We start from the raw sequence: 26,845 nt of genomic DNA on the forward strand, positions 1-26,845 counted from the left end.
GGCCCCCGCGGGGTCTGCTTCGAGTCGTGTCTGTGCTTCCCCCCCGCCCGGGCCCCCCCCCCCCTCGGGGCGGGGCCGGGCCCCCACGAAGGTCCCGGGCCCGGCCCGTTCGCGCAGGTGCGCGCCCGAAGCCCCGCAGGGCTACGTGTGCGCCCGCAGCAGCGACCTCATCGTCCGCATCGCGACCGACAGGTTCGCCAGGTCGAAGTCGTCCGACCCCTGGATCTCCTCCAGCGTCGTCCGGGCCCGCCCGATGATCGCCGTGTTCTTCTCCTCCCACGCCTTGAAGCGTTCCTCGGGAGTCGAAGCGCCGTTGCCGACCGCCAGTACGTCGGCGGTCAGGGCCGCGTGCGCCGAGAACAGGTCCTCCCGGATGGAGGCACGGGCCATGGACTGCCAGCGGTCGGCCCGCGGCAGCTCGATGATCCGGTCCATGAGCTTGGTGATGTCCAGGCGGTCGGCGAGGTCGTAGTACACCTCGGCGACGGCCAGCGGCTCCACGCCCGTACGGTCCGAGATCGCGACGATGTCCAGCGTCGGGAAGGCCGACGAGAAGCCGGCCACCTTCGCCGCCAGCTCTTCCGGGACGCCCTCGCCGATCAGCTCGGCCATGACGGCCTCGTACCACTCCAGGTCCGCGCCGCGCACCAGCTTCGCCAGCTCCGACCAGACCCGCTCCACGCGCTCGGCGAAGAACTCGATGGTCCCGGTGATCTCGAGCGGCTGCGGCCGGTTGTTCAGCAGCCAGCGCGTGCCGCGCTCGACCAGGCGCCGCGAGTGCAGCCGCACCCGGGTCTGGACGTCCGCGGCGACCTCGTTGTCGAGGGCCTCCACGGCGTCCCACACCCCGGCCAGCCCGAAGATCTCGCGCGCCGCGAGCTGCGCCCGGACGATCTCCTCCAGGGAGGCCCCGGTCTCCTCGCGCAGGCGGTGCAGGAAGGTCGAGCCACCGCTGTTGACGGTGTCGTTGACCAGCACGGTAGTGATGATCTCGCGGCGCAGCGCGTGCCCGTCGACCTGCTCGGGGAACTTGGTGAGCAGCGCGCCGGGGAAGTAGGCGTGCAGCAGGCGGGCGAGGTACGGGTCGTCCGGCAGCTCGGTGTGGATGAGCTCGTCCGCCACCGTGATCTTGGTGTAGGCGAACAGGACGGCCAGCTCCGGCTGGGTCAGGCCCCGGCCGTTGTTGAGCAGTTCGCGGATCTGCCGGTCGTTGGGCAGGAACTCCAGCGCGCGGTCCAGCAGGCCGTCACGGCCCAGGCGGCGCATGAAGCGCTGCTGGGCGTGGAGCAGGCTGGGCGCCTGGGCCGCGCCGTTGGCCAGCGCCACGTTCTGCGCGTAGTTGTTGCGCAGGACGAGCCGGCCGACCTCGTCGGTCATCTCGGCGAGGAACTTGTTGCGCTGCTTGACGGTCAGGTCGCCGTCGGTGACCACCGAGTTCAGCAGGATCTTGATGTTCACCTCGTGGTCGGAGGTGTCCACGCCCGCGCTGTTGTCGATGGCGTCGGTGTTGACCTTGCCGCCCTCGCCGCCGGCACCGCTCCGGGCGAACTCGATGCGGCCGAGCTGGGTCAGACCCAGGTTGCCGCCCTCGCCGATGACCTTGGCGCACACGTCGGAGCCGTTGACGCGGATGGCGTCGTTGGCCTTGTCGCCGACGTCCGCGTGGGTCTCGGCCGTCGCCTTGACGTACGTACCGATGCCGCCGTTCCACAGCAGGTCCACGGGGGACTGCAGGATCGCCTTCATCAGATCGGCCGGGGTCATCTTCGTGACGCCCGCCTCGATGCCCAGGGCCTCGCGGACGTGGGCGTTGACCGGGATGGCCTTCGCGCTCCGCGGGTGGATGCCGCCGCCCGCGGACAGCAGCGAGGTGTCGTAGTCGGCCCACGAGGAGCGCGGCAGGTCGAACAGGCGCCGGCGCTCGGCGTACGAGGTGGCCGCGTCCGGTTCCGGGTCGATGAAGATGTGCCGGTGGTCGAAGGCGGCGACCAGGCGGATGTGCTCGGAGAGCAGCATGCCGTTGCCGAAGACGTCGCCGGACATGTCACCGACGCCGACGACGGTGAAGTCCTGGGTCTGGGTGTCGTGCCCGAGCTCGCGGAAGTGCCGCTTGACGGACTCCCAGGCGCCGCGGGCGGTGATGCCCATGCCCTTGTGGTCGTAGCCGGCCGAGCCGCCGGAGGCGAAGGCGTCGCCGAGCCAGAACCCGTAGGACTCCGCGACGCCGTTGGCGATGTCGGAGAACGTCGCGGTGCCCTTGTCGGCGGCGACGACGAGGTAGGTGTCGTCCTCGTCGTGGCGGACCACGGCCTTGGGGTGGACGACCTCGCCGCCGACCATGTTGTCGGTGATGTCGAGCAGCGCCGAGATGAAGATCTTGTACGAGGCGATGCCCTCGGCGAGCCACGCGTCGCGGTCCACCGACGGGTCGGGGAGGTTCTTCGCGACGAAGCCGCCCTTGGCGCCGACGGGCACGATGACGGTGTTCTTCACCATCTGCGCCTTGACCAGGCCGAGGATCTCCGTACGGAAGTCCTCGCGCCGGTCGGACCAGCGCAGGCCGCCTCGGGCGACCTTGCCGAAGCGCAGGTGGACGCCCTCGACGCGCGGGGAGTACACCCAGATCTCGAAGGCGGGGCGCGGGGCCGGCAGGTCCGGGATGGCCTGCGGGTCGAACTTCATCGACACGTACGCGTGCTGCTCGCCCACGCTGTTGAGCTGGAAGAAGTTGGTCCGCAGCGTGGCCTTGATGAGCGTGAGGAAGGACCGCAGGATCCGGTCCTCGTCCAGCGAGGCGACCTGGTCCAGGGCCCCGTCCAGCTCCTCCAGCATCGCGTCGACGAGCTCGCTGCCCGCCGACTGGCGGCCGGGCGACATCCGCGCCTCGAAGAGCGAGATCAGCAGCCGCGTGGTGTGGACGTTGTTGCGGAGGGTGTCCTCCATGTAGTCCTGGCTGAAGGTGGCGCCGGCCTGGCGCAGGTACTTGGCGTACGCGCGCAGGACGACCGCCTGGCGCCAGTTCAGCCCGGCGCTCAGGACCAGGGTGTTGAAGTTGTCGTTCTCGGCCTCGCCCCGCCAGACCGCCGCGAAGGCTTCCTGGAACCGCTCGCGGGCGTCGTCGCCGAGGTAGCCGGCGGCGCTGTCGCCGTTGGCGGCGAGCGGCATCCGCAGACCGAAGTCGTAGATCCACGCGTTGCTGCGGTCGCTGCACCGCAGCTCGTACGGCCGCTCGTCGGTGACCTCGACGCCCAGGCGCTGCAGGACCGGCAGGACGGCGGACAGGGAGACCTGCTCGCCCGTCCGGTAGATCTTGAACCGGCGCTCACCGGGGCCCGCGCCGACCGGCTCGTACAGCGACAGCGCGAACTCGCGGTCGCTGGCGGACAGCCGCTCCAGGTGGCACAGGTCGGCCACGGCCGCGCGCGGCGAGTGGTCGGCCTTGTAGCCCTCGGGGAAGGAGGTCCCGTACTTGCGCAGCAGCTCGGCGGCGCGCTCCTCGCCCAGCTCGGCGACCAGGGCCTCGCCGAAGCCGTCGGCCCAGGAGCGGGCGGCCTCGACCAGACGGGCCTCGATGCGCTCGACGTCGGCGTCGGTCAGCTTGGGCAGCTCGGTGCCCTGCGGGACGCGGACGACGAAGTGGATGCGGGAGAGGATCGACTCGGTGTTCCAGGCGGTGAAGTCGACGCTGATGCCGTCGAGCTCCTCCTGCAGGATCGCGATCAGGCGCAGCCGCACGCCGGTGGTGTAGCGGTCGCGCGGCAGGTAGACCAGCGCGGAGTAGTAGCGCCCGTACTCGTCCTGGCGCAGGTACAGCCGCAGCCGGCGGCGCTCCTGGAGGTACAGGACGGAGGTGGCGATGGCCTGGAGCTGGTCGACCGGGGTCTGGAACAGCTCGTCGCGCGGGTAGGTCTCCAGGATCTGCAGCAGGTCGCGGCCGTCGTGGCTGGACGGCGCGAAGCCGGCGCCCTCGAGGACCTCGACGACCTTGCGGCGGATGACCGGGACGCGGCGCACCGACTCGGTGTACGCGGCGGAGGAGAACAGGCCGAGGAAGCGGCGCTCGCCGATGACGTTGCCGTCGGCGTCGAACTTCTTCACGCCCACGTAGTCGAGGTACGAGGGGCGGTGCACCGTGGAGCGGCTGTTGGCCTTGGTCAGCACCAGCAGGCGGTGCTCGCGGGCCTTGGCTCGGGCGTCGGCCGGCAGGCGGTTGAAGGACGGCGAGACGGGGTGGCCGTCGTCCTTGCCGCTGTGGTGCGGGTCGGCGCGCAGGATGCCGAGGCCGGTGCCGGGCACGGCGGCCAGGGAGTCGCCGTCGACGAGGTTGTACTCGCGGTAGCCCAGGAAGGTGAAGTGGTCGTCCGCGAGCCAGCGCAGCAGCTCGCGGGCCTCTTCGAGCTCGTACTCGCGCAGATCGGGCGCGGTCGGCTCCTTCGGCAGGTCCTCCGCGATGCGCAGCGCAGCGTCGCGCATCTTCTCCCAGTCCTCGACGGACTCCCGTACGTCGGACAGGACGCGCTGCAGGTCGGTGGTGATCTGCTTGAGGTCGGCCTTGTCGGTCTCGCGGTCGATCTCGACGTGGATCCAGGACTCGACGAGGGAGTCGTGGGGGCGCGCGGTGCGCGGACCGTGCGCGTCGCAGTCGGGGCCGAGGATCTCGATCAGCTTGCCGGTGACGTCACGGCGGACGACGACCTGCGGGTGGATGACGAGGTGGATGCCGCGTCCGTGGCGGGACAGCTCGTTGGTGACGCTGTCGACCAGGAACGGCATGTCGTCCGTGACCACCTCGACGACGGAGTGGCTGGAGGTCCAGCCGTTCTCCTCCACCGTGGGGGTGTGCACGCGGACGCTCGCCTTGCCCTGCGGGCGCGTCTCCGCGATCCGGTAGTGCGAGAGCGCCGCCCCGAACACGTCGACCGGGTCCCGGTCGAGGAGGTCCTCGGGGGCGGTGTGCAGGTAGTAGCGCTGGAGGTAGGCGAGCATCGCGTCCTGATCCGGACGGTCGGGACGCTCTCCTTGCTCTGACCCAGTCGGAAGTAGCCCCCCGGCCGGGCTGTTCTCAGCTACCCGGGCCGCCCGCGCGAGCAGCTCGGCCTTTGCTTCGTCCAGCTTGGTCTGCATGTCCTCTGGCTCCTGTCGCGCGCCATTGCGTGACGTAGGTGAAGGAAGGAATGACGTAGCGCCGCGAGGCGGTGTGTCGAAATCCGTTCGGGATCGACGCTATGTCGTCGAGAGCGCCGCCTGGGAGGAAATCGGCCATGATCGGCAAGAGGTCCCGGCAGCGGGGATCAGCGAGGGCCCGGGCACGGTCGTGCGCCGGGCGCGGGGCGGAGGCTTCGGTGCCTCCGAGAACTATCGCGCTGATCACGGGTACCAGGCTATCTCGCCCCACCCCCGGCTCGTCATGAGCTGTATGTGTACAAAACCAGGGGGGGAACTTTGACACTCTGGACAGCGACGCGCCCCGCGCGGCCGTGCCGGTCGCCGGGTCCGCCGCTATCCGGCCAGCTCGCGAGCAGTGCGTACGGCCTCCGCCAGGGTGTCCACGACGGGCACACCGGCTGATTCGAGACTGCTGCGGCTGTGCGAGCCGCCCGTGTAGAGAACGGCCCGCGCGCCCACGTGCGCGGCTGCCAGCGCGTCGTCCACGGCGTCTCCGATGAGAACCGTACGGCCGGCCGTCACCCCCGTCCCCTCCAGGGCCTGAAGGTGGCGTACGAGATGTCCCGCCTTGCTGGTGTGCGAGGGCCCGGTGCGTCCGTCGACGCGCAGGAAGTGCCCGTCGATGCCGTGCGCCCGGACGAGCGGGACCAGCTTGTCGTGGGGCGCGAGGGACAGCAGGGACTGCGTGAGCCCGGCGGCCTGCCAGTCGCGCAACAGCTCCCGGGCGCCGTCGGCGAGCCCGGCGCCTTCGGCGGCGGCCCAGTAGTGGCGGTGGAACGCCTCGTCCATGACGAGCCACTCCGCGTCCGTGGGCAGCCGCCCCATGAGGCGCTCGTAGAACTTCGGCACCGGCACGACGTACAGCTCGCGGTACCTCTCCAGCGTGATCGCCGCGAGGCCGAGCTCGGCGAACGAGGCGTTCGTGGCGGCCATCACGGCGTCGATGTCGTGGAGCAGCGTGCCGTTCCAGTCCCAGACGATGTGCGGGCTGACCGGCGTCACGAGCGCCACCTCCGGAAACGTCACTTCGGGCAGCATCTCTTCGGGAAGCGTCACTTCAGCAACCCCGGAATCTCCTGCACGCCGAACCACAGCAGCTCGTGGTCCTCGGCTCCGTCGACGGTGGACTGCGCGTCCTCGTCACCCTGGCCGGCGGCCGGGACGGCGCGCACGGCCGCCTCCACGTCCTCCAGGGCGTCCGGCGCGTCCATGTGGACGGCGGCGGCCACCTTGAGCCGTACGGTCCCGGCGAGGGCCACCCGGCCGAGCGCGGCCTCCTCGTCGCCGGGGGTCTCGGTGGCGGCCGCGTCGTCCACGTCCACGGCGACGACGACCCGCTTGCGGGGCGCGGAGGCGTCCTCGGCGAGCATCCGCAGCGAGGCGGCGGCGGCCCGGCCCAGGGCGGCGTACTCCAGCTCCTCCATGTCGTCCGACACGTACCAGGCGCGCAGGCCGGGCGTGACGGCGTACGCCCGCAACGGAGCCGGTCCCAGCTCACCCGCCTCGTGCGCCTCGGCGAGCCCGGGAAGGGTCAGGGGGACGTACACACGCATGGCCGGCTGCTTTCGGTAGTCGGAAACGCCCTCAGGATACGGCCACCACCGTTTCGGGGTGCGGGCTCCCGGGGGTTGGCGGCGCCGTCTCCCCGGGGTCGGCGGCGCCCGTCTCCCCGGGGTCGGCGGCGCGGACTCCCGGAGGCCGGCGGCGCATGTCCCGGCGGCGAGCGGCGCGCGTCCCGACGGCCGGCGGCGCGGACTCCCGAGCGCGGGCGCAGCCGGCGGGCCGGCTCCCGCGGGGGACGCGCGCTGCGTCCGGTGACGGCTCCGGTCCCCCTTCGGGGTGCCGGGGCCGGACCGCGCGGCGTCCACCCCGGTCCCGTCGGGAGCGCGGCGGGGGCCCCGGGGCACCGGGCCCCCGACCCGGATAGGTGAAGGCGGATCCCGCCCCCGCTGGCGGTCCGGGGCCGTTGCGGAGCGTGTTCGCGGGACCGTAGAAGTCCCCTAACAAGTTACCGCCCGGTACCGCTCCGGGCCCGGACTTCTCGGGGGCAGCCGCATGACCACCAGGACCGCCAAGGCCAGGAACGCGACCCGTCCCGCCGGCCGCCACGACCAGCGCCGCCCGCCCGCCGTCATCCACCGCGGGCCGCACCACTGGTTCGCCGACCGGCTGCTCGCCGTGCTCAGCGGGCGCCGCCCGGTGCACTCCCTGATGGGCCACACCGTCGGCCCCGCCTACGACCAGCTGATCGGCCTGGCCCCCGCCGGCCCCGCGGATCCCACGGGCCCCGCCGACACCCCGGGCGGCGCGGTCCCCTCCCCGCGCTCCACGGGCCCGCAAGAGCCCGCGGGCGGCCGCCCGCGCCCCGTCGTCCGCCAGTGCGGCCGCTTCGTCCCCGGGCCGGGAGTCATCGAGGCCTTCGCCCGCATCGCGACGGGAGACCGCCTGACCGCGCTGGCCTTCCGCCTCGAACAGGGCCCCGACCTCCGCTGGCGCTGCGCCGCCGTCGAACTGCGCGGCCCCCGCCCGTGACGCGGCCCCTGCCGCGGTGCGCGCCAGGGCGCGGCGCACCACGCAGCCGGGGCCGGACCCCACGTACGACGTGGTGTCCGGCCCCGGCGGGAACGCCGCGCGTGGCGGCGGTACTTCCTGCGGCTCTTACTTCTTGCGGCGGCGGCCGCCCGTGGCCTTCGCGGCCTTGCGGCGCTCCGCACGCGTCATCCCGGCATCGTCCCCGGCATCCGCGTCGAAGTCGCCCTCGACGACCCCGCCCTCCCCGTCCACCGTCGGCGCGGAGAAGTGCAGCCGGTCCGGACGCTGCGGAGCGTCCAGGCCCTTCGCCCGGATCTCCGGCTTGGTCAGCGACGGACCCGCGTCCTGCACCGGGACCTCCTCGACCTGCTGCTCGACCTGGACCTCCAGGTTGAACAGGTAGCCGACGGACTCCTCCTTGATGCCCTCCTGCATGGCGTTGAACATGTCGAAGCCCTCGCGCTGGTACTCGACCAGCGGGTCCTTCTGGGCCATCGCCCGCAGGCCGATGCCCTCCTGCAGGTAGTCCATCTCGTACAGGTGCTCACGCCACTTGCGGTCCAGGACCGACAGCACCACGCGCCGCTCCAGCTCGCGCATGATGTCGGAGCCGAGGGTCGCCTCGCGCGCCTCGTACTGCTCGTGGATGTCGTCCTTGACGGACTCCGCGATGAACTCGGCGGTGATGCCCGCGCGGTCACCCGCCGCGTCCTCGAGCTCCTCGACCGTGACCTTGATCGGGTAGAGCTGCCCGAAGGCGTTCCACAGCCGGTCCAGGTCCCACTCCTCCGCGAACCCCTCGACCGTCTCGGCCGTGATGTACGCGTCGATCGTGTCGTCCATCATGTGCCGGATCTGCTCCTGGAGGTCCTCGCCCTCCAGGACCCGCCGGCGCTCCGCGTAGATGACCGTGCGCTGGTTGTTGAGGACCTCGTCGTACTTCAGGACGTTCTTGCGCGTCTCGAAGTTCTGGGTCTCGACCTGCGACTGGGCCGACGCGATGGCCCGCGTGACCATCTTGTTCTCGATCGGCACGTCGTCCGGCACGTTCGCCATCGACATGACGCGCTCGACCATCTGCGCCTTGAACAGGCGCATCAGGTCGTCGCCGAGCGACAGGTAGAAGCGGGACTCGCCCGGGTCGCCCTGTCGGCCGGAACGGCCGCGCAGCTGGTTGTCGATACGGCGCGACTCGTGGCGCTCGGTGCCCAGCACGTACAGCCCGCCGAGCTCCTTGACCTCCTCGAACTCCGCCTTCACGGCCGCCTCGGCCCGCGTGAGCGCCTCGGGAAGGGCGTGCGCCCACTCCTCGATGTGCTCCTCCGGGTCCAGGCCGCGCTGGCGCAGCTCCGCCTCGGCGAGGTCGTCCGGGTTGCCGCCGAGCTTGATGTCAGTACCGCGGCCGGCCATGTTCGTGGCGACCGTGACGGCGCCGCGGCGGCCGGCCTGGGCGACGATCGAGGCCTCGCGCTCGTGCTGCTTCGCGTTCAGCACCTCGTGCGGGATGCCGCGCTTGGACAGCTGCTGCGAGAGGTACTCGGACTTCTCGACCGACGTCGTACCGACGAGGATCGGCTGGCCCTTCTCGTGCTTCTCCGCGATGTCGTCGACGACGGCGGCGAACTTCGCGACCTCGGTGCGGTAGATCAGGTCCGCCTGGTCCTTGCGGACCATGTCCCGGTTGGTCGGGATCGGGACGACGCCGAGCTTGTAGATCTGGTGGAACTCGGCGGCCTCGGTCATGGCCGTACCGGTCATGCCCGACAGCTTCGAGTACAGGCGGAAGAAGTTCTGGAGGGTGATCGTGGCGAGGGTCTGGTTCTCGTCCTTGATGTCCACCCCTTCCTTCGCCTCGATCGCCTGGTGCATGCCCTCGTTGTAGCGGCGCCCGGCGAGGATGCGGCCGGTGTGCTCGTCGACGATCATGACCTCGCCGTCGATGACGACGTAGTCCTTGTCGGCCTTGAACAGTTCCTTCGCCTTGATGGCGTTGTTCAGGTAGCCGACGAGCGGCGTGTTCACCGACTCGTAGAGGTTCTCGATGCCGAGCCAGTCCTCGACCTTCGCGACACCGGACTCGTGGATGGCGACGGTGCGCTTCTTCTCGTCGACCTCGTAGTCGCCGGTCTCCTCGATGCCCTTGAGGGGCTGGCCGGGCTCGCCCTTGCTCAGCCGGGTGACCAGCTTCGCGAAGTCCGCGTACCACTTGGTGGCCTGGTCGGCCGGGCCGGAGATGATCAGCGGGGTACGGGCCTCGTCGACGAGGATCGAGTCGACCTCGTCGACCACGGCGAAGTTGTGGCCGCGCTGGACGAGCTCGTCCTGCGACCACGCCATGTTGTCGCGGAGGTAGTCGAAGCCGAACTCGTTGTTCGTTCCGTACGTGATGTCGTTGCCGTACTGCTCACGGCGCTGCGCCGGAGACATGTTCGCCAGGATGCACCCGACCTCCAGGCCGAGGAACTTGTGCACCCGGCCCATCATCTCGGAGTCGCGCTCGGCGAGGTAGTCGTTCACCGTGATCAGGTGGACGCCCTTGCCGGACAGCGCGTTCAGGTACGCCGGGAGCGTGCCGACGAGGGTCTTGCCCTCACCCGTCTTCATCTCGGCCACGTAGCCGAGGTGCAGGGCGGCGCCGCCCATGATCTGGACGTCGTAGTGACGCTGGCCGAGGACGCGCTTGGCGGCCTCGCGGACGGTCGCGAAGGCCTCGGGCAGCAGGTCGTCCAGGCTCTCGCCGTCCTGGAAGCGCTGCTTGTACTCGTCCGTGAGCGCACGCAAGTCGGCGTCGGAGAGGTTGACGAAGTCCTCTTCGATGGAGTTGACCTGGTCCGCGATGCGGTGCAGTTTTTTGAGGATCTTGCCTTCGCCTGCACGCATGAGCTTGTTGAAGACGGACACCGAGGTTTGTCTCCTTGCCGGTCGGGCCTGGCACTGGTTCGTGCACGGGCACGGAGGGTGGGCCCCACCGCAACGGCCATCGTAAGCGAGGACGCGGCCGCGTCGGGAGGCCCGCACCACCTGCGGGACAGGACTGCCCGGAAAGAGAACGTGCGGGGGGCGCCGAAGGTGCCGGTGTGGAGGCACCCTCTTCCTCGAATCCGTTCGCCGCGGGGCGTCCCCCGCCACCAGAATCCCCCCATGGAAACGATCACCCTCACCACCGAACGCCTCGTACTGCGCCCCCTGCGCCCCTCGGACACGGACGAGGTCCACGCGGCGCTGACGGACCCCGCCATCCAGCGCTGGATCCCGGTACCGGTCCCGTACGAGCGCACGCACGCCGAGGCCTACGTGGCGCGGGTCCCGGGCGGGTGGCAGGACGGCTCCGAATACAACTTCGCGGTCCGCCTCGGCGCCGACGGCCCGCTGGTCGCCTGTATCGGGGTCGTCCCGAACGGCGCGCACGCCCACGAGGTCGGCTACTGGACCGTCGCCGCGCACCGGGGCCGCGGCTACCTGCCCGAGGCGCTCCCCGCCGTGGTGCGCTGGGCCTTCACCGAACTCGGCTGCGTACGGATGATCTGGCGCGCCGGGGTCGGCAACCACGCCTCCCGCGCGGTCGCCGAGAAGACCGGCTTCGTCATCGAGGGCGTCCTGCGCGCGGGCATGGAACACCGCGAGACCCTGCGGGACTGCTGGACCGGCTCCCTGCTCCCCTCCGACCTGGGCCTGCCCTCCCGCCTCCCCTACCTGCCCTCGCCCGCGCGGCCGTCGGCGGCGTCGGTTCCGTCACCGGTTCCGTCACCGGCGTCGGCGTCGGCCGGGTAGCCGCCGGGCTCGCCGCCGCCTGTCAGTGGGCGCCTCTAGGGTGCGGTCATGACGACCGCCACGCCCCGGCCGCGACCCGCCCCGTCCTCGACCCTGTCCGCCGACGAGGCCCGCCGCATCGCGCTGCGCGCGCAGGGCTTCCTCGGCGCCCCCGACCGGCGGGGCGGAGTACGCGGGGTCCTGCGGCACCTGGGCGCCGTCCAGCTCGACACCATCTCCGTGCTGGCCCGCTCCCACGAGCTCGTCCCGTACGCGCGCCTGGGCGCGGTCGGCCGCTCCGGCGTCGAAGCCGCGTACTGGTCGCGGCAGCACGCCTTCGAGTACTGGTCGCACGCCGCCTGCATCCTGCCCATCGAGGAGTGGCCGCACTTCGCCTTCCGCCGCCGGGCGCGCAAGGCCCGCGGGCACCGCTGGCACGTCCTCGCGGACAAGGACCGCTCCACGAAGACCGTCCTGGACCGCCTGCGGGCCGAGGGACCGCTCACCTCCACCGAACTGGGCGGCGCCAAGAACGGCGGCGAATGGTTCGAATGGTCCGAGACGAAGATCGCGGTGGAGTGGCTCCTCGACATCGGCGAGGTGGTCTGCACCGAGCGGCGCGGCTGGAAGCGGGTCTACGACCTCCCCGAGCGGGCGGTCCCCGAGGCGTTGCTCCACGACGGCCTGGACGACCACGAGTGCGTGCGCCGGCTGGTGGCCCTGGCCGGCCGGTCCCTGGGCGTCGGCACCCGGTCCGACATCGCGGACTACCACCGCCTGACGGGGGCGCAGTTCGACGCGGTGATCGCCGACTCGGGCCTGGTCCCGGTGGAGGTGGAGGGCTGGGGCAAGCCCGCGTGGGCGGACCCGGCGGCCCTGGCGGCCCCGCCCCGCGGCCGCCACCGCACCACCCTGCTGTCGCCCTTCGACTCCCTGGTCTGGGAGCGCCCGCGCACGGAGCGGATCTTCGGATTCACGCACCGGCTGGAGGCGTACGTCCCCAAACCGCAGCGGATCCACGGCTACTTCGCCATGCCGCTGCTGGCCGCAGGACACCTTCAGGGACGGGTGGACCCGGCCCGCGAGGGCACGACGCTGGTGGCCCGCCAGCTTTCGCTGACCTCCCCGAAGGCGGCCCGTCCCATGGCGCAGGCACTCCGCGAGGCGGCCTCCTGGGTCGGCTGCGACGCGGTCCGCGTCGAGCGGGCCGGCTCCCCCGCGGAGGCGGCGGCGGTGAGGTCCGAGCTCGCGTCGCTCTGACGCTCCCGGGCTCCCGGGCTCCCAGAACTCCGGGAACTCCGGGAACTCCGGGGGCCCGGGGGTCCGGAAGGGTCCGGAAGGTCGGGGTTCCGCTAGCGGATCTCGAGGATCTTCTCGCGCATCGCGTACACCACCGCCTCCATCCGGGAGTGCAGCTGCAGCTTCTCCAGGATGTTCCGGACGTGGTTCTTCACCGTGTTCTCGGAGATGAACAACTCCTTCGCGATGTCGCGGTTGTTCATCCCGGTGGCGACCAGTTTCAGGACCTCCAGCTCCCGGTCCGTGAGCCGGGGCGCCGGCACCAGACGCCGCTCGTCGGTCCGCTGGATCATCGACTTGAACTCCGTGAGGAGCTTCGACGCCATCGACGGACTGATCTGCGACTGCCCGTCGGCCACCGCGCGGATCGCCGTGGCGACCTCGTCCGTGGAGATCTCCTTCAGGAGGTACCCCGTGGCACCGGCCTTGATCGCGTCGTAGAGGTCCGCCTCCTCGTCGCTGATCGTCAGCATGATGATCTTCGCGGAGGGCGCCACCTCCTTGATCGACGTACAGGCCTCGATCCCGCCGCGCCGGGGCATCCGTACGTCCATCAGCACGATGTCCGGCAGCAGGTCCGCCGCCTTGTCCACGGCCTCCGCGCCGTCCCCGGCCTCGCCGACGACCTGGATGTCCTCCTCCTGCGCGAGCACGATCTCCAGCCCGCGCCGGAACAGCGCGTGGTCGTCGACCACGAGCACCCTGATCGGTTCGGCAGGCCGGTCCTCCTCACGGCAGCCCGCACCGTCGTCGTCACGCACCGGCCCGAAGCTGTCCGCCATCGTTCCTCCCCCTGCACCGCATGTGCTGAGCTGCTGGGCCAATCCGACGGGAGCGGCCGCCGGCTGACTGCCCGACATGATTCCATGCCGACATGACTGGGCGGGTGCAGACGATTACAGGCCGACCTATAACCGGCCATCTTCTCGTGCGGGTGCCCCCGCGCCCGCCGAAGCGGACTCGGGGGCACCACACGGACATCAGGCAATGCCGTGCGGCCTCAGCCGCCGAGCGCGCCGCCCGCGCCCGCGCCGTCGAGCTCACCGGAGCTCGAGGCGCCGTCGGCGTTGAGGTGGATCACGCCGTAGTCGTAGCCGTGGCGCCGGTAGACGACGCTCGGCATCTTGGTGTCGGAGTCGACGAACAGATAGAAGTCGTGGCCGACCAGTTCCATCTCGTAGAGAGCCTGGTCGAGCGACATGGGTGCGGCCGAGTGGGTCTTCTCGCGGACGATGAGGGGGCCTTCGCCCTGCACTTCCAACGATCCGATCCGGGTCGTCGGAATCGAGTCCGCCTTCTCGGCGCTGACCGGTTCGCCGTTTCCGTTCAGTGTCGCCGCGTTCGGTACGACGTCGGCGACCTCGGCCGCCGAAAGCCGTCCGTTGCCGCGACGGGTGTGGCGCTTGTCGTGCTGCTTGCGCAGCCGGGCCTCCAGCTTGTCCTGAGCGAGGTCGAGCGCCGCGTACGGGTCGGCGGCCGCGGCCTCGGCACGGATCACCGGTCCACGCGAATGCAGGGTGATCTCCACGCGGTCGGAACGGTCGGCCTGGCGCGGGTTGTGCTCCTTGGACACCTCGACGTCCAAGCTGATCACCTTTGCGTCGAGCTTCTGGATCCGCTCCGGATTCAGCTTCTCGGCCACGTGCTTGCGGAACCGGTCGGGCACCTCGGTCTTACGGCCCTTGACGACGATGTCCACGCAGAACTCCGTTCCCGGATAGCCACGCCCCAGGGGCGAAGCGTCTCCCTTTCGCACCAGACCCCGGTGAACACCGGAGCCTCGGACTTGGCGACTTCCACCTCCTCCTCCCCCATCGGCAAGATCTACACCCCACCGACTTCGGAGTCGAGAGACAGTCTCTGACACGGAGATCCCGAAGCGTGCGTACACACGCTCGAAAAGTGCGGTCCGATGCGTGGGGCCCAAGGCTCGCCAATTCCTTACAACCGAACATATCCCTCTATGCCGGTTGTCGGCACCCGCTACCGGAACGTACCTCCGTTCAGGTGGCCGTTCCCTCTTACTACCTGCAACGATGCGACTTCCCCACCAGTTCCAAATCTATTCACACGTTTCTTGCTCCGTATGCGTCGCCGACCGGATCCGTCTCGCCCCGGCCCCTCCGATCAGGCCCTCGGCCCTCGGTCCCGCCCCCTCTCACCTCCCCTGCTCCCCGCTCCCCGCCCCGACGGCTGCCCCGGCCGCCGCCCCGGCCCGGCTCAGCCCCGCACCGGGAACGCGTCCGCCCGGGAGGCCACCACGGCCGCCGTCACCCGGACGCCGTCCGCAGGGCCGCCCCGGTGGCCGAACCCGCGGCCGAACCCGGCCCCGCGCAGCGCCCGCGCCGCCTCCGCCAGCGTCGATCCCGTGGTCATGACGTCGTCCACGAGCACGATCGCGGCAGCCCCGGCCATCACCCGTCCGGCTCCGTGGCGGGCCTCCAGCGCCCCCGCCAGGTTCTCCCGGCGCTCCGGCGCCCCCAGGCCCGCCTGATCGGCCACCGCCCGCCGCAGCCGCAGTACGGGCGCCACGCGCGCGGGCACACCCGCCCGCCGCAGCGACGCCGAGGCGGCCAGCGCGATCCTGCGCGCCGGATCGTGGCCGCGCGCCCGGATCCGGCGCCGGGCGGAGGGCACGGGGACCAGGACCACTTCCCCTTCCCCCTCCCCGCCCACCCCGCCCCTCGCCTCCGCGCCCGCCCGGACCGCCGCGGCCAGGGCCCCGCCGAGGACGCCGGCCAGCGGGAGCGCGCCGCGCTCCTTGTGGGCCAGGACGACGGCCCGTACGGCCTCCTCGTACGCGGCGGCCGCATGCACCACGGGTAACCCCGCGGGGCGCGGAGAGGGGCACGCACGGGCCGCCCCGGCCCCACTGAGCGCCGAGCGGCAGGCTCCGCACAACGCCACCCGGACGGCCCCGCAGCCGGCGCAGTCCACGGGCAGGACCAGCCCGGCGAGCTCCGCGCTCAGCCCGCCGGCCAGGGCCCGCCACCGTTCCCGCATGGAGTCCACCGTGCCGCGCGGGGACCCGGAGCCGCCACCCCTGTGGACAACCGGGGACAAGGGCGGCCCGGGGCCGTGGGGGCAGCCGGAGACACGGCCGGGAGGGCCAGCCAGGCCCGCCGGTCGACCGGTCCCGCCGGTCCGCCCCCGGTCAGGACGCCGGCACGCCAGCCCCGGTCAGCGGGGCCAGCGGCGGTCAGCCGGGCCCAGCCAGGCCCAGCCCCGCCCAGCCCCGGTCAGCCGGGGTAGACCGGAGCCCGGCCGCCCGCCGCCACCGTGCGCCACTGCGCACCCGGCGGCAGCCAGACGATCCCGTCCTCCCCGGAGTACGCGACCACCGGCTTCTTCTCGTCCTCGCTCGCCGCGATGTCCTCTAGCCCGGTCGCCCCGGGCAGCCCGGCGCCGACCATCGAGCCGTCGGCCAGCATGTAGCGGGCCTGCACCACCCCGCCGCTCTCGCGGCCCACCACCAGCAGCCGGCCGCGCGGCGCCCAGCTCATCGCCGTCACGTCCGCCAGCTGCGGCGCGGCCGGGCGCAGTTCGCGCACCGAGACCGTCGAGGCGTCGCCCTTGTCGGCGGGCCGTTCGATCCGCCCGATGAACAGCTCCTTGCGGCTCTCGCTCTGCTGCAGCAGCAGCGCGATCCGCACCCCGTCGGGTGAGGTCCTCAGCCCCGTGATCCGGCGGCCGTCGAGCCCCGACACCTCCACCCGCTCGGGAGTCCCCGAACCGCCGGGCACCCGCCACAGCACCGGGTCCTGCGGGTCCTGGTCCGCGACCCACAGGTCGCCCGCCGCGTCCCACGACGGGGTGGTGAACCCGGCCGGCTTGCTCCCCTTGGCGAGCAGCAGCGGCTGCGGCATCGGTCCGGCGGTGGTCAGGTTGACGACGTACAGCCCGTGCGCGTCCTCGGAGACGACCGCGGCGCGCTTCTCGTCGTAGGAGACGGCGGCGGACCCGACCTTGAAGGGCGGGTTCCCGGACAGCGGCCCGGGAACCGGGCTCGCCTCCTCCTGCTGCTGCTCCTGCCGGTTGGGGTCGAGGCTCATCCGCTGGAGCCGGCTCTCCTTGTCCACGTAGTACTGGTGGCCGGGCGAGGGCGGCCGGTTCGCGATCACGGCCGCGGCCGCCTCGGTGACCTCGCACAGCGAGGACTTGCCGTCGGCGCGCACGAGTTCGACGCGGTCCACCCGGGAGCCCGTCAGATCCTTGACGGTGTACAGGAGTTGGGTGGCCATCTTCTGGCACTGCGGCTGCGCGACGTTCTCGACCTTGTCGTTCAGCGGCACGCGCAGCGTGTTCTGGCCGTCGTACGACAGGGACTTGGTGCCTTCGCGCAGCTCCGTACCCGTGGGGAAGTTGGAGGTGACGACCGGTCCGAGCCACTTGGAGGGGCCGGACAGCAGCGATTTCACGGTCTGGGTGGTGGGGTCCATCCGCGAGTCGGGGTCGCTGCGCTGGCGCACGTAGACGGGATCGGCGACGAGCGTGCCGCCCGCGAAGTAGTACTTGTTGACCGGCATGTAGATGCGCTGGAAGTCGGACTCGCTGAGGACGAGGCTGCTGGGCGGGGTCGCGATCCGCCACTGCTTGTTCTCCTGCGTGAGCTGGAGGAACTCCTCGTAGCGCGCGCCGCTGGTCTCCGGCTGGTACGCGCTGCGCTCGTCCACCTTGGCCAGCATGCGGCCCGTGACCTTGAAGCGGGGGGCGGCGGGGTCCTTCTCGCCCTGTACGGAGGACCGGTCGAGGCCGGCCGACAGCACCGTGACGGCCGCGCCGGGCTTCCAGTTCTTCGCCGCCTCCTCGGTGAGGTACTTGCGGGCGGTCTGGAGCTGCGGGTCGTCGCTGGTCATGGCCTCCAGGAAGCCGTCGACGATCTCCTGCGGGCTGGCCCGGTCGGACGGCGGGACGCCGAAGACGCGGACCTGGGAGTCGACGCCCTGCGAGGCCTCCACGGGCCGGATCTCCCCGTGGTCGGGCATGGAGGCGCAGCCGGCCAGCAGCAGCCCGGCCGCGCCGAAGGCGTAGGCCCGCAGCGTGCCGAGGGTACGCGGGGTGCGCGGCGTGCGCCCCGCCTGAGCCCCGGGCCCGGTCCGGGGCCGCGAGCGGCCCGGTTCAGCGTTCATACGGTCCGCCGCCTCCACCCGCTCCGCCTGATCCGCCTGATCCGCCTGATCCGCCTGATCCGTCCGCTCCGTCGGCTCCGCTCGATCCGTCCGCTCCGCCCGATCCCGCCGCCCCGCCCGATGCACCCGTTCCGCCCTCCCGGTCGGCCGCTCCGGCCGTCCCGCCCGTCGTCTGCTCGGCGGGCCTGGTGACGACCCGGGCCCCGTTGCCCGGCAGCGCCGTCGGGTCGGCCGGTACGGGCGCCGCTCCGGCGACCGCCGAGCGCGGCGGTATCGGCGAGCGGTCGGGCCGTCCCGCCGCGGGCTCGCCCGACGGCCGGGGAGCCGCCCCGCGCTCCGCGGCGGCCCTGGCCCGGTTGGCCCGGGAGTCCTCGGGTTCCAGGGGTATCGGCGATCCCCGCAGCGGCTCGTCGGCGGTGCGCGGCAGGGTCAGGCGGAACTGCGAGCCGCCGCCCGGCTCGCCCCACGCCTGGAGCCAGCCGCCGTGCAGCCGGGCGTCCTCGACGGCGATGGACAGGCCCAGGCCGGTGCCGCCGGTCGTGCGCGCCCGCGCCGGGTCGGCCCGCCAGAAGCGGTTGAAGACGCGGGTGGCCTCGCCGGGCTTGAGCCCGACCCCGTAGTCCCGTACGGCGACGGCGACGGCCCCGCCCGCGGAGGCGAGCCGGACCACCACGTCGCGGCCCTCGCCGTGCTCGACGGCGTTGACGACGAGATTGCGCAGGACCCGCTCCACGCGCCGGGCATCGGCCTCGGCTATCACCGGCTGGGTGTCGCCGAGGACGCGGATGCGGGTGCTCTTGTGTTCGGCGAGGGGTTCCGCGGCGTCGATGACCCGCCGTACGACGTCCCGCAGGTCGATGGGCTCCGCCTCCAGCGCGGCGGCGCCCGCGTCGAACCGGCTGATCTCCAGCAGGTCGGCGAGGAGCGACTCGAAGCGGTCGAGCTGTCCGGCGAGGAGTTCGGCGGAACGCGCGGTGACCGGGTCGAAGTCGGCGCGGGCGTCGTGGATGACGTCCGCGGCCATCCGTACCGTCGTGAGCGGGGTGCGCAGCTCGTGGGAGACGTCGGAGACGAAGCGGCGCTGCAGCCGGGAGAGGTCCTCCAGCTGCTGGATCTTGTTCTGGAGGGTCTGGGCCATTTTGTTGAAGGCTTCACCCAGACGGGCGATGTCGTCCTCGCCGGTGACCTTCATCCGCTCCTGGAGCCGCCCGGCGGACAGCCGCTCGGCGATCCCGGCGGCCATCCGGACGGGGGTGACGACCTGCCGTACGACGAGCCAGGCGATGGCCCCGAGGAGGGCCACGACGAAGAGCCCGGCGGTGGCGATGGTGACCTTGACCAGGTTGAGCGACTCCTCCTCCTGCGTGAGGGGGAAGAGGTAGTACAGGTCGTACGGGTCGCCGTTGATGTCCGTGAGCCGCTTGCCGATGACGAGCGCGGGCTCGGGCGCCTTGTCCCCGGCGCCGGCGGTGTAGCGGACCTCGGAGAACGTCTTGAAGGCGCCGGTGGCGTGGTTGACCTCCCGGCGCAGCCGCTGCGGGACGGAGGCGTTCGGATCGACGTTGCCGGAGGCGCGGGCGCCGCGGACGCCGAGGGCGCCCCGGCCGGGCGGCTGTTCCTCGCCGGTACCGGTGCCGGCGCCCAGCGCGGCCACCTCGAAGGCGCTCTGCCCGCCACTGGCGAGCTGTTTGACGAGGGAGTTCATCCAGGTGCTGGCGTCGCGGCCGACCTTGTTGTCGGAGGCGTCGGACCCGTCCGCCGTGTAGGGCGTGTTGGCCTTCTCCTGTGCGACCGCGAACCCTCCCGCGGCCTGGCTCTGCGCGGCCTCCTCCTTGGCGTCGAGGAGGCCCTTGCTGACCTGCGCGATGACCACGAAGCCGAGGGCGAGGACCACGGCGAGCGAGATCAGCAGGGTGGCGGCGACCACCCGGAGCTGGATGTTGCGCCGCCAGAGCCGGACGGCCGGGAGCAGCGGCCGGCGTACGAGGCGTACGCACAGCCGCAGCACGGGGCCGCCGGGCGCTCCGACCGCGTCGAGACGGAGCTTCCGGCCGCCCCACAGGGGTCCCCGGCGGGAACCGCTGCGGGGCTTGCCGGGCTGCACGTCAGCTCGGTCCGGCCTTGTAGCCGACACCGCGCACCGTCACGACGATCTCGGGGCGCTCGGGGTCCTTCTCGACCTTGGAGCGCAGACGCTGGACGTGCACGTTGACCAGGCGGGTGTCGGCCGCGTGGCGGTAGCCCCAGACCTGCTCCAGCAGCACCTCACGGGTGAAGACCTGCCAGGGCTTGCGGGCGAGTGCGACCAGCAGGTCGAATTCGAGCGGGGTCAGCGCGATGGAGGCGCCGTCCCGCTTGACCGAGTGCCCCGCCACGTCGATGACGAGGTCACCGATGGCCAGCTGCTCGGGGGCTGGCTCTTCCGAACGGCGCAGGCGGGCGCGGATGCGGGCCACCAGCTCCTTCGGCTTGAACGGCTTGACGATGTAGTCGTCGGCGCCGGACTCGAGGCCCACCACCACGTCTACGGTGTCGCTCTTGGCCGTGAGCATGACGATCGGTACGCCGGACTCGGCGCGGATCAGCCTGCACACCTCTATGCCGTCCCTTCCGGGCAGCATGAGGTCGAGCAGCACAAGATCCGGCTTCGCCTCGCGGAAGGCAGCCAGTGCCTTGTCACCGTCCGCTACGAACGACGGCTCGAAACCTTCTCCCCGCAGCACAATGCCGAGCATCTCGGCCAGCGCGGTGTCGTCGTCGACGACAAGGACGCGTCCCTTCATGGTTGACATCATCCCATTAGCTAATCGTTACCTGGCGGTGAGCTGTCCCACAGCCTCAGGGGCTGGAAATCGCCCCTCGGACCTGCGTGGAGATCAAGGCGCCCAGTGTGCCCCGGATCCGCCTGACAAAAGAAGGTGCCGGCGGCCCGGGATCCAGGGGACGCCTGGTCCGTTCGAGGTTGTCACATGGCACGATGGCAGCCGGACCAAGCGCCCCGCACTCTGCAGTGCACGTGAAGGAGCGACGATGAACGACTCTCCGGGCTGGGCTACGCCCGGATCCTCCCCGTCCGACGGTGAGGGCTCCCACGGTACGCAGCCGCCCGCCCCGGCGCCGCAGCCCTCCGGCGACGGCCCCAAGTGGTCCGCCGAGCAGCCGCCGCCCGGGCAGTGGTCGAGCCCCGCGGCCGGCCAGACCCCGCCCTCCGGGCCGGGGCAGCCGCCCGCGGGACCGCAGCAGGGCTGGGGCTCCTACGGCGGCCAGCAGGCCCCGTACGGCGGCTACCCGGCCCCTCCGGGCGGCCCGGGCGCGGGGTACCGGGGTGCGGCGGTGAAGCCGGGCGTGATCCCGCTGCGCCCCCTCGGCCTCGGCGAGATCCTCGACGGCGCGGTCGCCACCATGCGCAAGCACTGGCGTTCGGTGCTGCCGATCACCCTGGTCGTGGCCGTCGTCGTGCAGCTGGCCTCGCTGCTCATGCAGAAGTACGCGTTCGGCGACGTCGTGGTTGACCAGTCGGAGACGGCCTCCATCGACGAGCAGATCAACGCCCTGGGCGCAATGACTTCGATGACTTTGGCTGAAATGTTCATCCAGCTCGTCGGCACCCTCGTGGCCACCGCGATGCTCACGATGATCTTCAGCCGCGCCGTACTCGGCCAGGCCTCCTCCATCGGCGGGGCCTGGCGCGAGTCCCGCTCGCAGCTGCCGCGGCTGTTCGCCCTGACCCTGCTCCTGGGCCTCGGCACGGTGCTCCTGATCGGCGTGCTGCTCCTGCCGGCCATCCTCGCCGGCAGCGTCGGCCTGGGCGTCCTGGGCGGTTTCGCCGCCTTCGGACTCATCCTGTGGCTGTGGATCAAGTTCGCCCTGGCCTCGCCCGCGCTGATGCTGGAGAAGGCCACGCTCCCCAAGGCGTTCTCCCGCTCCTGGAAGCTGGTCAAGGGCTCCTGGTGGCGCATCTTCGGCATCACCTTCCTCACCAACCTCATCACCGGCTTCGTCGCCGCGATCATCGTCCTCCCGCTGACGTTCCTGGGCGCGGCCCTGTTCGGCGGCGGCATCGACGGCCTCACCGAGGGCACCGGAAGCACCAGCTGGGGCCTCCTGATCCTCACCGGCATCGGCGGGATCATCGGTCTGACCATCACCATGCCGATGCAGTCGGGCGTCACCGTCCTGCTCTACGTCGACCAGCGCATCCGGCGCGAGGCCCTCGACCTGGAGCTCGCGCGGGCGGCCGGCATCGAGAACTACGGCACGGGCGCCACGGCGCCGCCCACCGGAGGCTGACGCGGGATGAAGGGCATGGGGGGCCTGCTCGCACGGACGGGATCAGACGCACCACCGGTCACGATCGGCCGTGACGCCGCCCGCGAGGCGGCGCGCGCGGAACTGTCGAAGCCGGAGTACCACCGCAACGACCCGGGGCTGCTCCAGCGCGCCCTGAACCGCTTCTGGGACTGGATCGGGGAGCTCTTCGACCACGCCTCCGGCACGACCCCCGGCGGAGCCCTGGGCCTGCTGGCCGTCGCCGTGTTCGTCGTCCTCGTCGTCGCCGCGCTGTGGTGGCGGCTCGGCGCCCCGCGCCGGGCCGTGCGCAGCGCGGCGGGCGCCCTCTTCGACGACGGCGTCCGCAGCGCCGCCGACCACCGCACGGCCGCCGACGCGCTGGCCGCCGAGGGCCGCTGGAACGAGGCCGTCCAGGAGCGCATGCGGGCCGTGGTCCGCTCCCTGGAGGAGCGCACCCTCCTCGACCCCCGCCCGGGCCGCACGGCCGACGAGGCGGCGGCCGAAGCCGCGGCGGCCCTCCCCTCCCAGGCCGGCGCGCTGCGCGCGGCGGCCCGCACCTTCGACGACGTCACCTACGGAGCCCGCCCGGCCAACGAGGCCATGTACGCCTCCCTCCGCGGCCTGGACCACGCCCTGACCCGCACCAAGCCGCTCCTGACAGGCGCCGCCCCGTGATCCGACCCCCCGCCCCCGAGCCGGGCGACCCGACCGCCGCCGCCCCCGCGGGCGCGTCCGCGGGCGCCGCGACCGGCGTGGCCGCCCCGGCCCGTCCGGCCGACGGAGCAGCCCCCGGGACAACCGGCGGGGCAACCGGTGCGCCCGCCCCCACGGTCGGTGCGCTCTGGAAGCGCGCCCGCGGGTTCCTCATCGCGCTCGCCGTGCTCCTCGCCGCCGGCCTCGCGCTCGCCGCCCTGAACTCCGGTGCCCGGCACGGGTACCTCGACCCCCGCTCCGCCGACCCCTTCGGCAGCCGGGCCGTCGCCGAACTCCTCGGGGCCCGCGGGGTCGACACCCGCGTCGTGACCACCGCCGACGAGGCCGCCCGCGCGGCCGGCCCCGACACGACCCTGCTGGTGGCCTACCCCGACCGGCTCGACGACGGCCGGCTCCGCGCGGTCCGCTCCGCCATCGACCTCTCCGGCGGGCGTACGGTCCTGCTCGCCCCGAGCACCCTCAGCCTCCCCGTCCTGGCCCCCGGCACCCGCGCCCTGAGCTCCGGCTCAGGCGGCGCCGGCACGGACGGCAACCTGGACCCGGGGAGCTCCTGCAAGCTCCCCGCCGCCACCTCCGCCGGCCGGGCCGCGACCGGCGGCGGGTACCGCTACGCCGACGACACCCCCGGGGCCACCGCCTGCTACCCCAGCGCCGGCCGCCCCACCCTCCTCGTCCTGCCCACCGGCACGCGCGGCGGCGACACCGTCCTCCTCGGCTCCGAGACCGTCTTCCTCAACAAGACCCTCGCCAAGGAGGGCAACGCCTCCCTCGCCCTCCAGCTCCTCGGCTCGCGCCCCCACCTCGTCTGGTACCTGCCGTCCCTCGCCGACGCCGACCCGGCCGCCGCCCAGGACAAGGACTTCCTCGAACTGATCCCCGCCGGGTGGAGCTGGGCCCTGCTCCAGCTCTTCCTCGCCGCCGCCGTCGCGGCCCTGTGGCGCGCCCGCCGCCTCGGCCCGCTCGTCACCGAACGGCTGCCCGTCCTCGTCCGCGCCTCCGAGGCCACCGAGGGCCGCGCCCGCCTGTACCGCAAGGCCGGCGCCCGCGACCGCGCCGCCACCGTGCTGCGCGCCGCCTGCCGCGAGCGACTGGCCGCCCTGGTCGGCGTACCGGCCCCCCTGGCCCACGACCCGGCGTCCCTCGTCCCGGCCGTCTCCGCCCGCCTCACCGGCTCCGGCCCGGACGCGGCCACCGGCTCCCGCGACCTGACCGCCCTGCTCTTCGGCACGCCCCCCGACACCGACGCGGCACTCGTCGCGCTCACCGACCACCTCGACGCCCTCGAAAGAGAGGTCCGCTCCTCATGACGGCCACCACGGACAGCAGCGCCCGCTCCGCCCTGGAGGCGCTCCGCACCGAGATCGGCAAGGCCGTGGTCGGCCAGGACTCCGCCGTCACCGGTCTCGTCGTAGCCCTCCTGTGCCGCGGCCACGTCCTCCTCGAAGGCGTGCCCGGCGTCGCGAAGACCCTCCTCGTACGAGCCCTCGCGGCCTCCCTCGAACTCGACACCAAGCGCGTCCAGTTCACCCCCGACCTGATGCCGAGCGACGTCACGGGCTCGCTCGTCTACGACGCCCGCACCGCCGAGTTCTCCTTCCAGAACGGCCCGGTCTTCACCCATCTCCTCCTCGCCGACGAGATCAACCGCACGCCACCCAAGACCCAGTCCTCCCTCCTCGAGGCGATGGAGGAGCGCCAGGTCACCGTCGACGGCACTCCCCGCGCACTCCCGGAGCCGTTCCTTGTGGCCGCCACGATGAACCCGGTCGAGTACGAAGGCACGTACCCGCTCCCCGAGGCCCAGCTCGACCGCTTCCTCCTCAAGCTCACCGTGCCCCTCCCCTCCCGCGAGGACGAGATCGGCGTACTGGCCCGCCACGCCGCCGGGTTCGATCCCCGCGACCTGCACGCCGCCGGCATCCGCCCGGTCGCCGGGCCGGCCGATCTCGAGGCCGCCCGCAAGGCGGTCGAGGCCACCAGCGTCTCCCCCGAGATCACCGCGTACGTCGTCGACATCTGCCGCGCCACCCGCGAATCGCCCTCGCTCACCCTCGGCGTCTCCCCGCGCGGCGCGACCGCGCTGCTGGCCACCGCCCGCGCCTGGGCCTGGCTCGTCGGCCGCGACTACGTCACCCCCGACGACGTGAAGGCCCTCGCCCTGCCCACCCTGCGCCACCGCGTCCAACTGCGCCCGGAGGCCGAGATGGAGGGCGTCACCGCCGACGCGGTCATCACCGCGATCCTCTCCCACGTCCCCGTCCCGCGCTGATGGCGTTCACCGGACGCGCCGCCCTGCTGGCGGCCCTCGGCAGCATCCCCGTCGGCATCCTCGAACCGAGCTGGACGGGGATGCTGGCGGTCAACGCCCCCCTCGCGCTGGCCTGCGCCGTCGACTACGCCCTCGCGGCGCCCGTCCGCACGCTCCGGCTGGACCGCTCCGGCGACACCTCGGTGCGCCTCGGCGAGAGCGCGGACGTCCACCTCACCGTCACCAACACCTCCACGCGCACCCTGCGCGCCCGTCTGCGCGACGCCTGGCCCCCCAGCAGCTGGGTCCCCGGCACCGAAGGGGCGGCTTCGCGCCACGCGTTGACCGTTCCCGCCGGCGAACGCCGCCGCCTCACCACCCGGCTGCGGCCCACCCGCCGGGGCGACCGGCAGGCGGCCCGCGTCACCATCCGCTCGTACGGCCCGCTCGGCCTCCTCACCCGCCAGGGCCACCACACCGTCCCGTGGACGGTGCGCGTCCTGCCGCCCTTCGCGAGCCGCAAACACCTCCCGTCCCGCCTCGCCCGGCTGCGCGAACTCGACGGCCGCACCAGCGTTCTGACGCGCGGTGAGGGCACGGAGTTCGACAGCCTGCGCGACTACGTGCCGGGCGACGACACCCGCTCCATCGACTGGCGGGCCACCGCCCGCCAGAACAAGGTCGCCGTCCGCACCTGGCGCCCCGAACGCGACCGCCACATCCTCATCTGCCTCGACACCGGACGGACTTCGGCCGGCCGCGTCGGCGACGCCCCCCGCCTGGACGCCGCGATGGACGCGGCCCTGCTCCTGACCGCCCTGGCCACCCGCGCCGGCGACCGCGTGGACCTCCTGGCCCACGACCGCCGCCCCCGCGCCCAGGTCCAGGCCCGTTCGGCCGCCGACACCCTCCCGGCCTTCGTCAACGCCATGGCCACCCTGGAACCGGAGCTCGTCGAAACCGACTCCCGGACCCTGGTCTCCACCATCCTGCGCAGCGCCCCGCGCCGCTCCCTGGTGGTCCTCCTGACCGGCCTGGACGCGGCCCCGGTCGAGGAGGGCCTCCTGCCGCTCCTCCCCCGCCTCACCCAGCGCCACACGGTCCTCCTGGCCTCGGTCGCGGACCCCCACATCGCGGAGATGACCACGTCCCGCGGCACCGTCGAAGCGGTCTACGAAGCCGCTGCCGGCACCCAGTCCCAGTCCGCCCGCCGCCGCACGGCCGAGCAGCTCACCCGCCACGGCGTCCACGTGGTCGACGCCACCCCGGAAGCCCTGGCCCCCGCCCTCGCCGACGCCTACCTCGCCCTCAAGGCCGCCGGCCGCCTCTAGGCCGTCCCCGGCCGCCACCAGGAAGACCGGTGGAAGGTACAGACCACCGACGGTCAGATCTTCCTCACCATGATGAGTCCCCGGCCCCTCACGGGCTGAACGTCGTACGACCGCGCCGCCAGATCGAGACCCAGACGCCCGAGGTCATGGCGCTCAACGATACGAACATGGGCGATCCGATCACCGGACCGGCATACCGTCACCGCCGGCCGGTGGACGCTCGACACGAGCACCCTCAAGAGCTATCCCGCCGACTGGTGACAGCGCATGCGTGCCCGCGCTCCGGCCTGGCCGTAAACGCAGAAAAGCCCCGCACCAGTTACCTGGTGCGGGGCTTTCCCACAATGATTGTTCGGCGGCGTCCTACTCTCCCACAGGGTCCCCCC

Annotated in this window: 18 protein-coding genes; 8 read left to right on the forward strand and 10 right to left on the reverse strand. The window is 72.5% G+C overall.

Going from position 1 to position 26,845, the window contains the following annotated elements; all coding sequences use genetic code 11:
• Positions 1 to 141 precede the first annotated feature (141 nt).
• The 3 genes from ACWF9Z_RS30435 to ACWF9Z_RS30445 form a co-directional block, all read right to left on the reverse strand.
• Positions 142 to 5,124 carry an NAD-glutamate dehydrogenase gene (locus tag ACWF9Z_RS30435; RefSeq protein ID WP_453607351.1) on the reverse strand — a complete coding sequence of 1,661 codons (4,983 nt, stop codon included), beginning with the start codon at positions 5,122 to 5,124 and terminating at the stop codon, positions 142 to 144.
• Between the two features lie 375 nt (positions 5,125 to 5,499).
• Positions 5,500 to 6,204: an HAD family hydrolase gene (locus ACWF9Z_RS30440; protein ID WP_453607395.1), complete on the reverse strand. Its 705-nt coding sequence runs from the start codon at positions 6,202 to 6,204 to the stop codon at positions 5,500 to 5,502.
• Between the two features lie 14 nt (positions 6,205 to 6,218).
• On the reverse strand, positions 6,219 to 6,719 hold the full coding sequence (locus tag ACWF9Z_RS30445; RefSeq protein WP_453607353.1) for a DUF6912 family protein: 501 nt from the start codon (positions 6,717 to 6,719) through the stop codon (positions 6,219 to 6,221).
• Positions 6,720 to 7,221: 502 nt separating this feature from the next.
• Between ACWF9Z_RS30445 and ACWF9Z_RS30450 the strand changes: the two genes are divergently transcribed.
• Complete coding sequence (locus ACWF9Z_RS30450) at positions 7,222 to 7,698, forward strand: Rv3235 family protein (RefSeq protein ID WP_453607356.1); 477 nt, start codon at positions 7,222 to 7,224, stop codon at positions 7,696 to 7,698.
• Positions 7,699 to 7,824: 126 nt separating this feature from the next.
• Here the strand turns inward: ACWF9Z_RS30450 and secA are convergent, their stop codons facing one another.
• The gene (gene secA, locus ACWF9Z_RS30455) at positions 7,825 to 10,599 is read right to left on the reverse strand and encodes a preprotein translocase subunit SecA (protein ID WP_453607359.1); all 2,775 of its coding nucleotides are present in this window, start codon (positions 10,597 to 10,599) and stop codon (positions 7,825 to 7,827) included.
• Positions 10,600 to 10,839: 240 nt separating this feature from the next.
• Between secA and ACWF9Z_RS30460 the strand changes: the two genes are divergently transcribed.
• Entirely contained in the window at positions 10,840 to 11,469 is a 630-nt protein-coding gene (locus ACWF9Z_RS30460) for a GNAT family N-acetyltransferase (protein WP_453607361.1), read from the forward strand.
• 48 nt (positions 11,470 to 11,517) lie between these two features.
• A complete protein-coding gene (locus ACWF9Z_RS30465) occupies positions 11,518 to 12,708 on the forward strand; it encodes a winged helix-turn-helix domain-containing protein (RefSeq protein ID WP_453607362.1) in 1,191 nt (396 codons plus the stop codon).
• 92 nt (positions 12,709 to 12,800) lie between these two features.
• Here the strand turns inward: ACWF9Z_RS30465 and ACWF9Z_RS30470 are convergent, their stop codons facing one another.
• From ACWF9Z_RS30470 to mtrA, 6 genes are all read right to left on the reverse strand, one after another.
• Positions 12,801 to 13,529 carry a response regulator gene (locus ACWF9Z_RS30470; RefSeq protein ID WP_453607365.1) on the reverse strand — a complete coding sequence of 243 codons (729 nt, stop codon included), beginning with the start codon at positions 13,527 to 13,529 and terminating at the stop codon, positions 12,801 to 12,803.
• Positions 13,530 to 13,747: 218 nt separating this feature from the next.
• Positions 13,748 to 14,446 (reverse strand): ribosome hibernation-promoting factor, HPF/YfiA family, encoded by a 699-nt coding sequence (gene hpf / locus ACWF9Z_RS30475; protein WP_453607366.1) that lies wholly within the window; start codon positions 14,444 to 14,446, stop codon positions 13,748 to 13,750.
• Between the two features lie 521 nt (positions 14,447 to 14,967).
• Positions 14,968 to 15,750 (reverse strand): ComF family protein, encoded by a 783-nt coding sequence (locus ACWF9Z_RS30480; RefSeq protein ID WP_453607368.1) that lies wholly within the window; start codon positions 15,748 to 15,750, stop codon positions 14,968 to 14,970.
• A gap of 236 nt (positions 15,751 to 15,986) precedes the next feature.
• Positions 15,987 to 17,876, reverse strand: a complete 1,890-nt coding sequence (locus ACWF9Z_RS30485; RefSeq protein ID WP_453607371.1) for an LpqB family beta-propeller domain-containing protein — start codon at positions 17,874 to 17,876, stop codon at positions 15,987 to 15,989.
• Positions 17,866 to 19,938, reverse strand: coding sequence for an MtrAB system histidine kinase MtrB (gene mtrB, locus ACWF9Z_RS30490; protein ID WP_453607397.1), 2,073 nt, complete (start codon positions 19,936 to 19,938; stop codon positions 17,866 to 17,868). The genes ACWF9Z_RS30485 and mtrB overlap by 11 nt, the downstream gene beginning before the upstream one ends.
• A 43-nt stretch (positions 19,939 to 19,981) precedes the next feature.
• The gene (gene mtrA, locus ACWF9Z_RS30495; RefSeq protein WP_189747360.1) at positions 19,982 to 20,671 is read right to left on the reverse strand and encodes a two-component system response regulator MtrA; all 690 of its coding nucleotides are present in this window, start codon (positions 20,669 to 20,671) and stop codon (positions 19,982 to 19,984) included.
• Between the two features lie 235 nt (positions 20,672 to 20,906).
• Between mtrA and ACWF9Z_RS30500 the strand changes: the two genes are divergently transcribed.
• From ACWF9Z_RS30500 to ACWF9Z_RS30520, 5 genes are read left to right on the forward strand one after another with little or no spacing between them, the layout of a single operon-like run.
• Entirely contained in the window at positions 20,907 to 22,166 is a 1,260-nt protein-coding gene (locus tag ACWF9Z_RS30500) for a glycerophosphoryl diester phosphodiesterase membrane domain-containing protein (protein WP_453607374.1), read from the forward strand.
• A 6-nt stretch (positions 22,167 to 22,172) separates the two neighbouring features.
• Positions 22,173 to 22,841 (forward strand): DUF4129 domain-containing protein, encoded by a 669-nt coding sequence (locus ACWF9Z_RS30505; RefSeq protein WP_453607377.1) that lies wholly within the window; start codon positions 22,173 to 22,175, stop codon positions 22,839 to 22,841.
• Complete coding sequence (locus ACWF9Z_RS30510) at positions 22,838 to 24,187, forward strand: DUF4350 domain-containing protein (protein WP_453607379.1); 1,350 nt, start codon at positions 22,838 to 22,840, stop codon at positions 24,185 to 24,187. The genes ACWF9Z_RS30505 and ACWF9Z_RS30510 overlap by 4 nt, the downstream gene beginning before the upstream one ends.
• Positions 24,184 to 25,149 (forward strand): AAA family ATPase, encoded by a 966-nt coding sequence (locus ACWF9Z_RS30515; protein WP_453607382.1) that lies wholly within the window; start codon positions 24,184 to 24,186, stop codon positions 25,147 to 25,149. Before ACWF9Z_RS30510 ends, ACWF9Z_RS30515 begins: the two co-directional genes overlap by 4 nt.
• On the forward strand, positions 25,149 to 26,459 hold the full coding sequence (locus ACWF9Z_RS30520) for a DUF58 domain-containing protein (protein WP_453607384.1): 1,311 nt from the start codon (positions 25,149 to 25,151) through the stop codon (positions 26,457 to 26,459). The genes ACWF9Z_RS30515 and ACWF9Z_RS30520 overlap by 1 nt, the downstream gene beginning before the upstream one ends.
• The last annotated feature ends 386 nt before the right edge of the window (positions 26,460 to 26,845 follow it).

Source organism: Streptomyces sp. NPDC054961, from assembly GCF_053609145.1.

What these genes read in the sequence shown, in the direction of transcription:
- ACWF9Z_RS30440 (WP_453607395.1), bottom strand. Translation starts at nt 6,204, where the DNA reads ATGCTGCCCGAAGTGACGTTTCCGGAGGTGGCGCTCGTGACGCCGGTC.
- ACWF9Z_RS30515 (WP_453607382.1), top strand. Translation starts at nt 24,184, where the DNA reads ATGACGGCCACCACGGACAGCAGCGCCCGCTCCGCCCTGGAGGCGCTC.
- ACWF9Z_RS30480 (WP_453607368.1), bottom strand. Translation starts at nt 15,750, where the DNA reads ATGCGGGAACGGTGGCGGGCCCTGGCCGGCGGGCTGAGCGCGGAGCTC.
- ACWF9Z_RS30485 (WP_453607371.1), bottom strand. Translation starts at nt 17,876, where the DNA reads ATGAACGCTGAACCGGGCCGCTCGCGGCCCCGGACCGGGCCCGGGGCT.
- ACWF9Z_RS30470 (WP_453607365.1), bottom strand. Translation starts at nt 13,529, where the DNA reads ATGGCGGACAGCTTCGGGCCGGTGCGTGACGACGACGGTGCGGGCTGC.
- ACWF9Z_RS30460 (WP_453607361.1), top strand. Translation starts at nt 10,840, where the DNA reads ATGGAAACGATCACCCTCACCACCGAACGCCTCGTACTGCGCCCCCTG.
- ACWF9Z_RS30450 (WP_453607356.1), top strand. Translation starts at nt 7,222, where the DNA reads ATGACCACCAGGACCGCCAAGGCCAGGAACGCGACCCGTCCCGCCGGC.
- ACWF9Z_RS30520 (WP_453607384.1), top strand. Translation starts at nt 25,149, where the DNA reads ATGGCGTTCACCGGACGCGCCGCCCTGCTGGCGGCCCTCGGCAGCATC.
- ACWF9Z_RS30435 (WP_453607351.1), bottom strand. Translation starts at nt 5,124, where the DNA reads ATGCAGACCAAGCTGGACGAAGCAAAGGCCGAGCTGCTCGCGCGGGCG.
- ACWF9Z_RS30465 (WP_453607362.1), top strand. Translation starts at nt 11,518, where the DNA reads ATGACGACCGCCACGCCCCGGCCGCGACCCGCCCCGTCCTCGACCCTG.
- ACWF9Z_RS30505 (WP_453607377.1), top strand. Translation starts at nt 22,173, where the DNA reads ATGAAGGGCATGGGGGGCCTGCTCGCACGGACGGGATCAGACGCACCA.
- ACWF9Z_RS30445 (WP_453607353.1), bottom strand. Translation starts at nt 6,719, where the DNA reads ATGCGTGTGTACGTCCCCCTGACCCTTCCCGGGCTCGCCGAGGCGCAC.
- ACWF9Z_RS30500 (WP_453607374.1), top strand. Translation starts at nt 20,907, where the DNA reads ATGAACGACTCTCCGGGCTGGGCTACGCCCGGATCCTCCCCGTCCGAC.
- mtrA (WP_189747360.1), bottom strand. Translation starts at nt 20,671, where the DNA reads ATGATGTCAACCATGAAGGGACGCGTCCTTGTCGTCGACGACGACACC.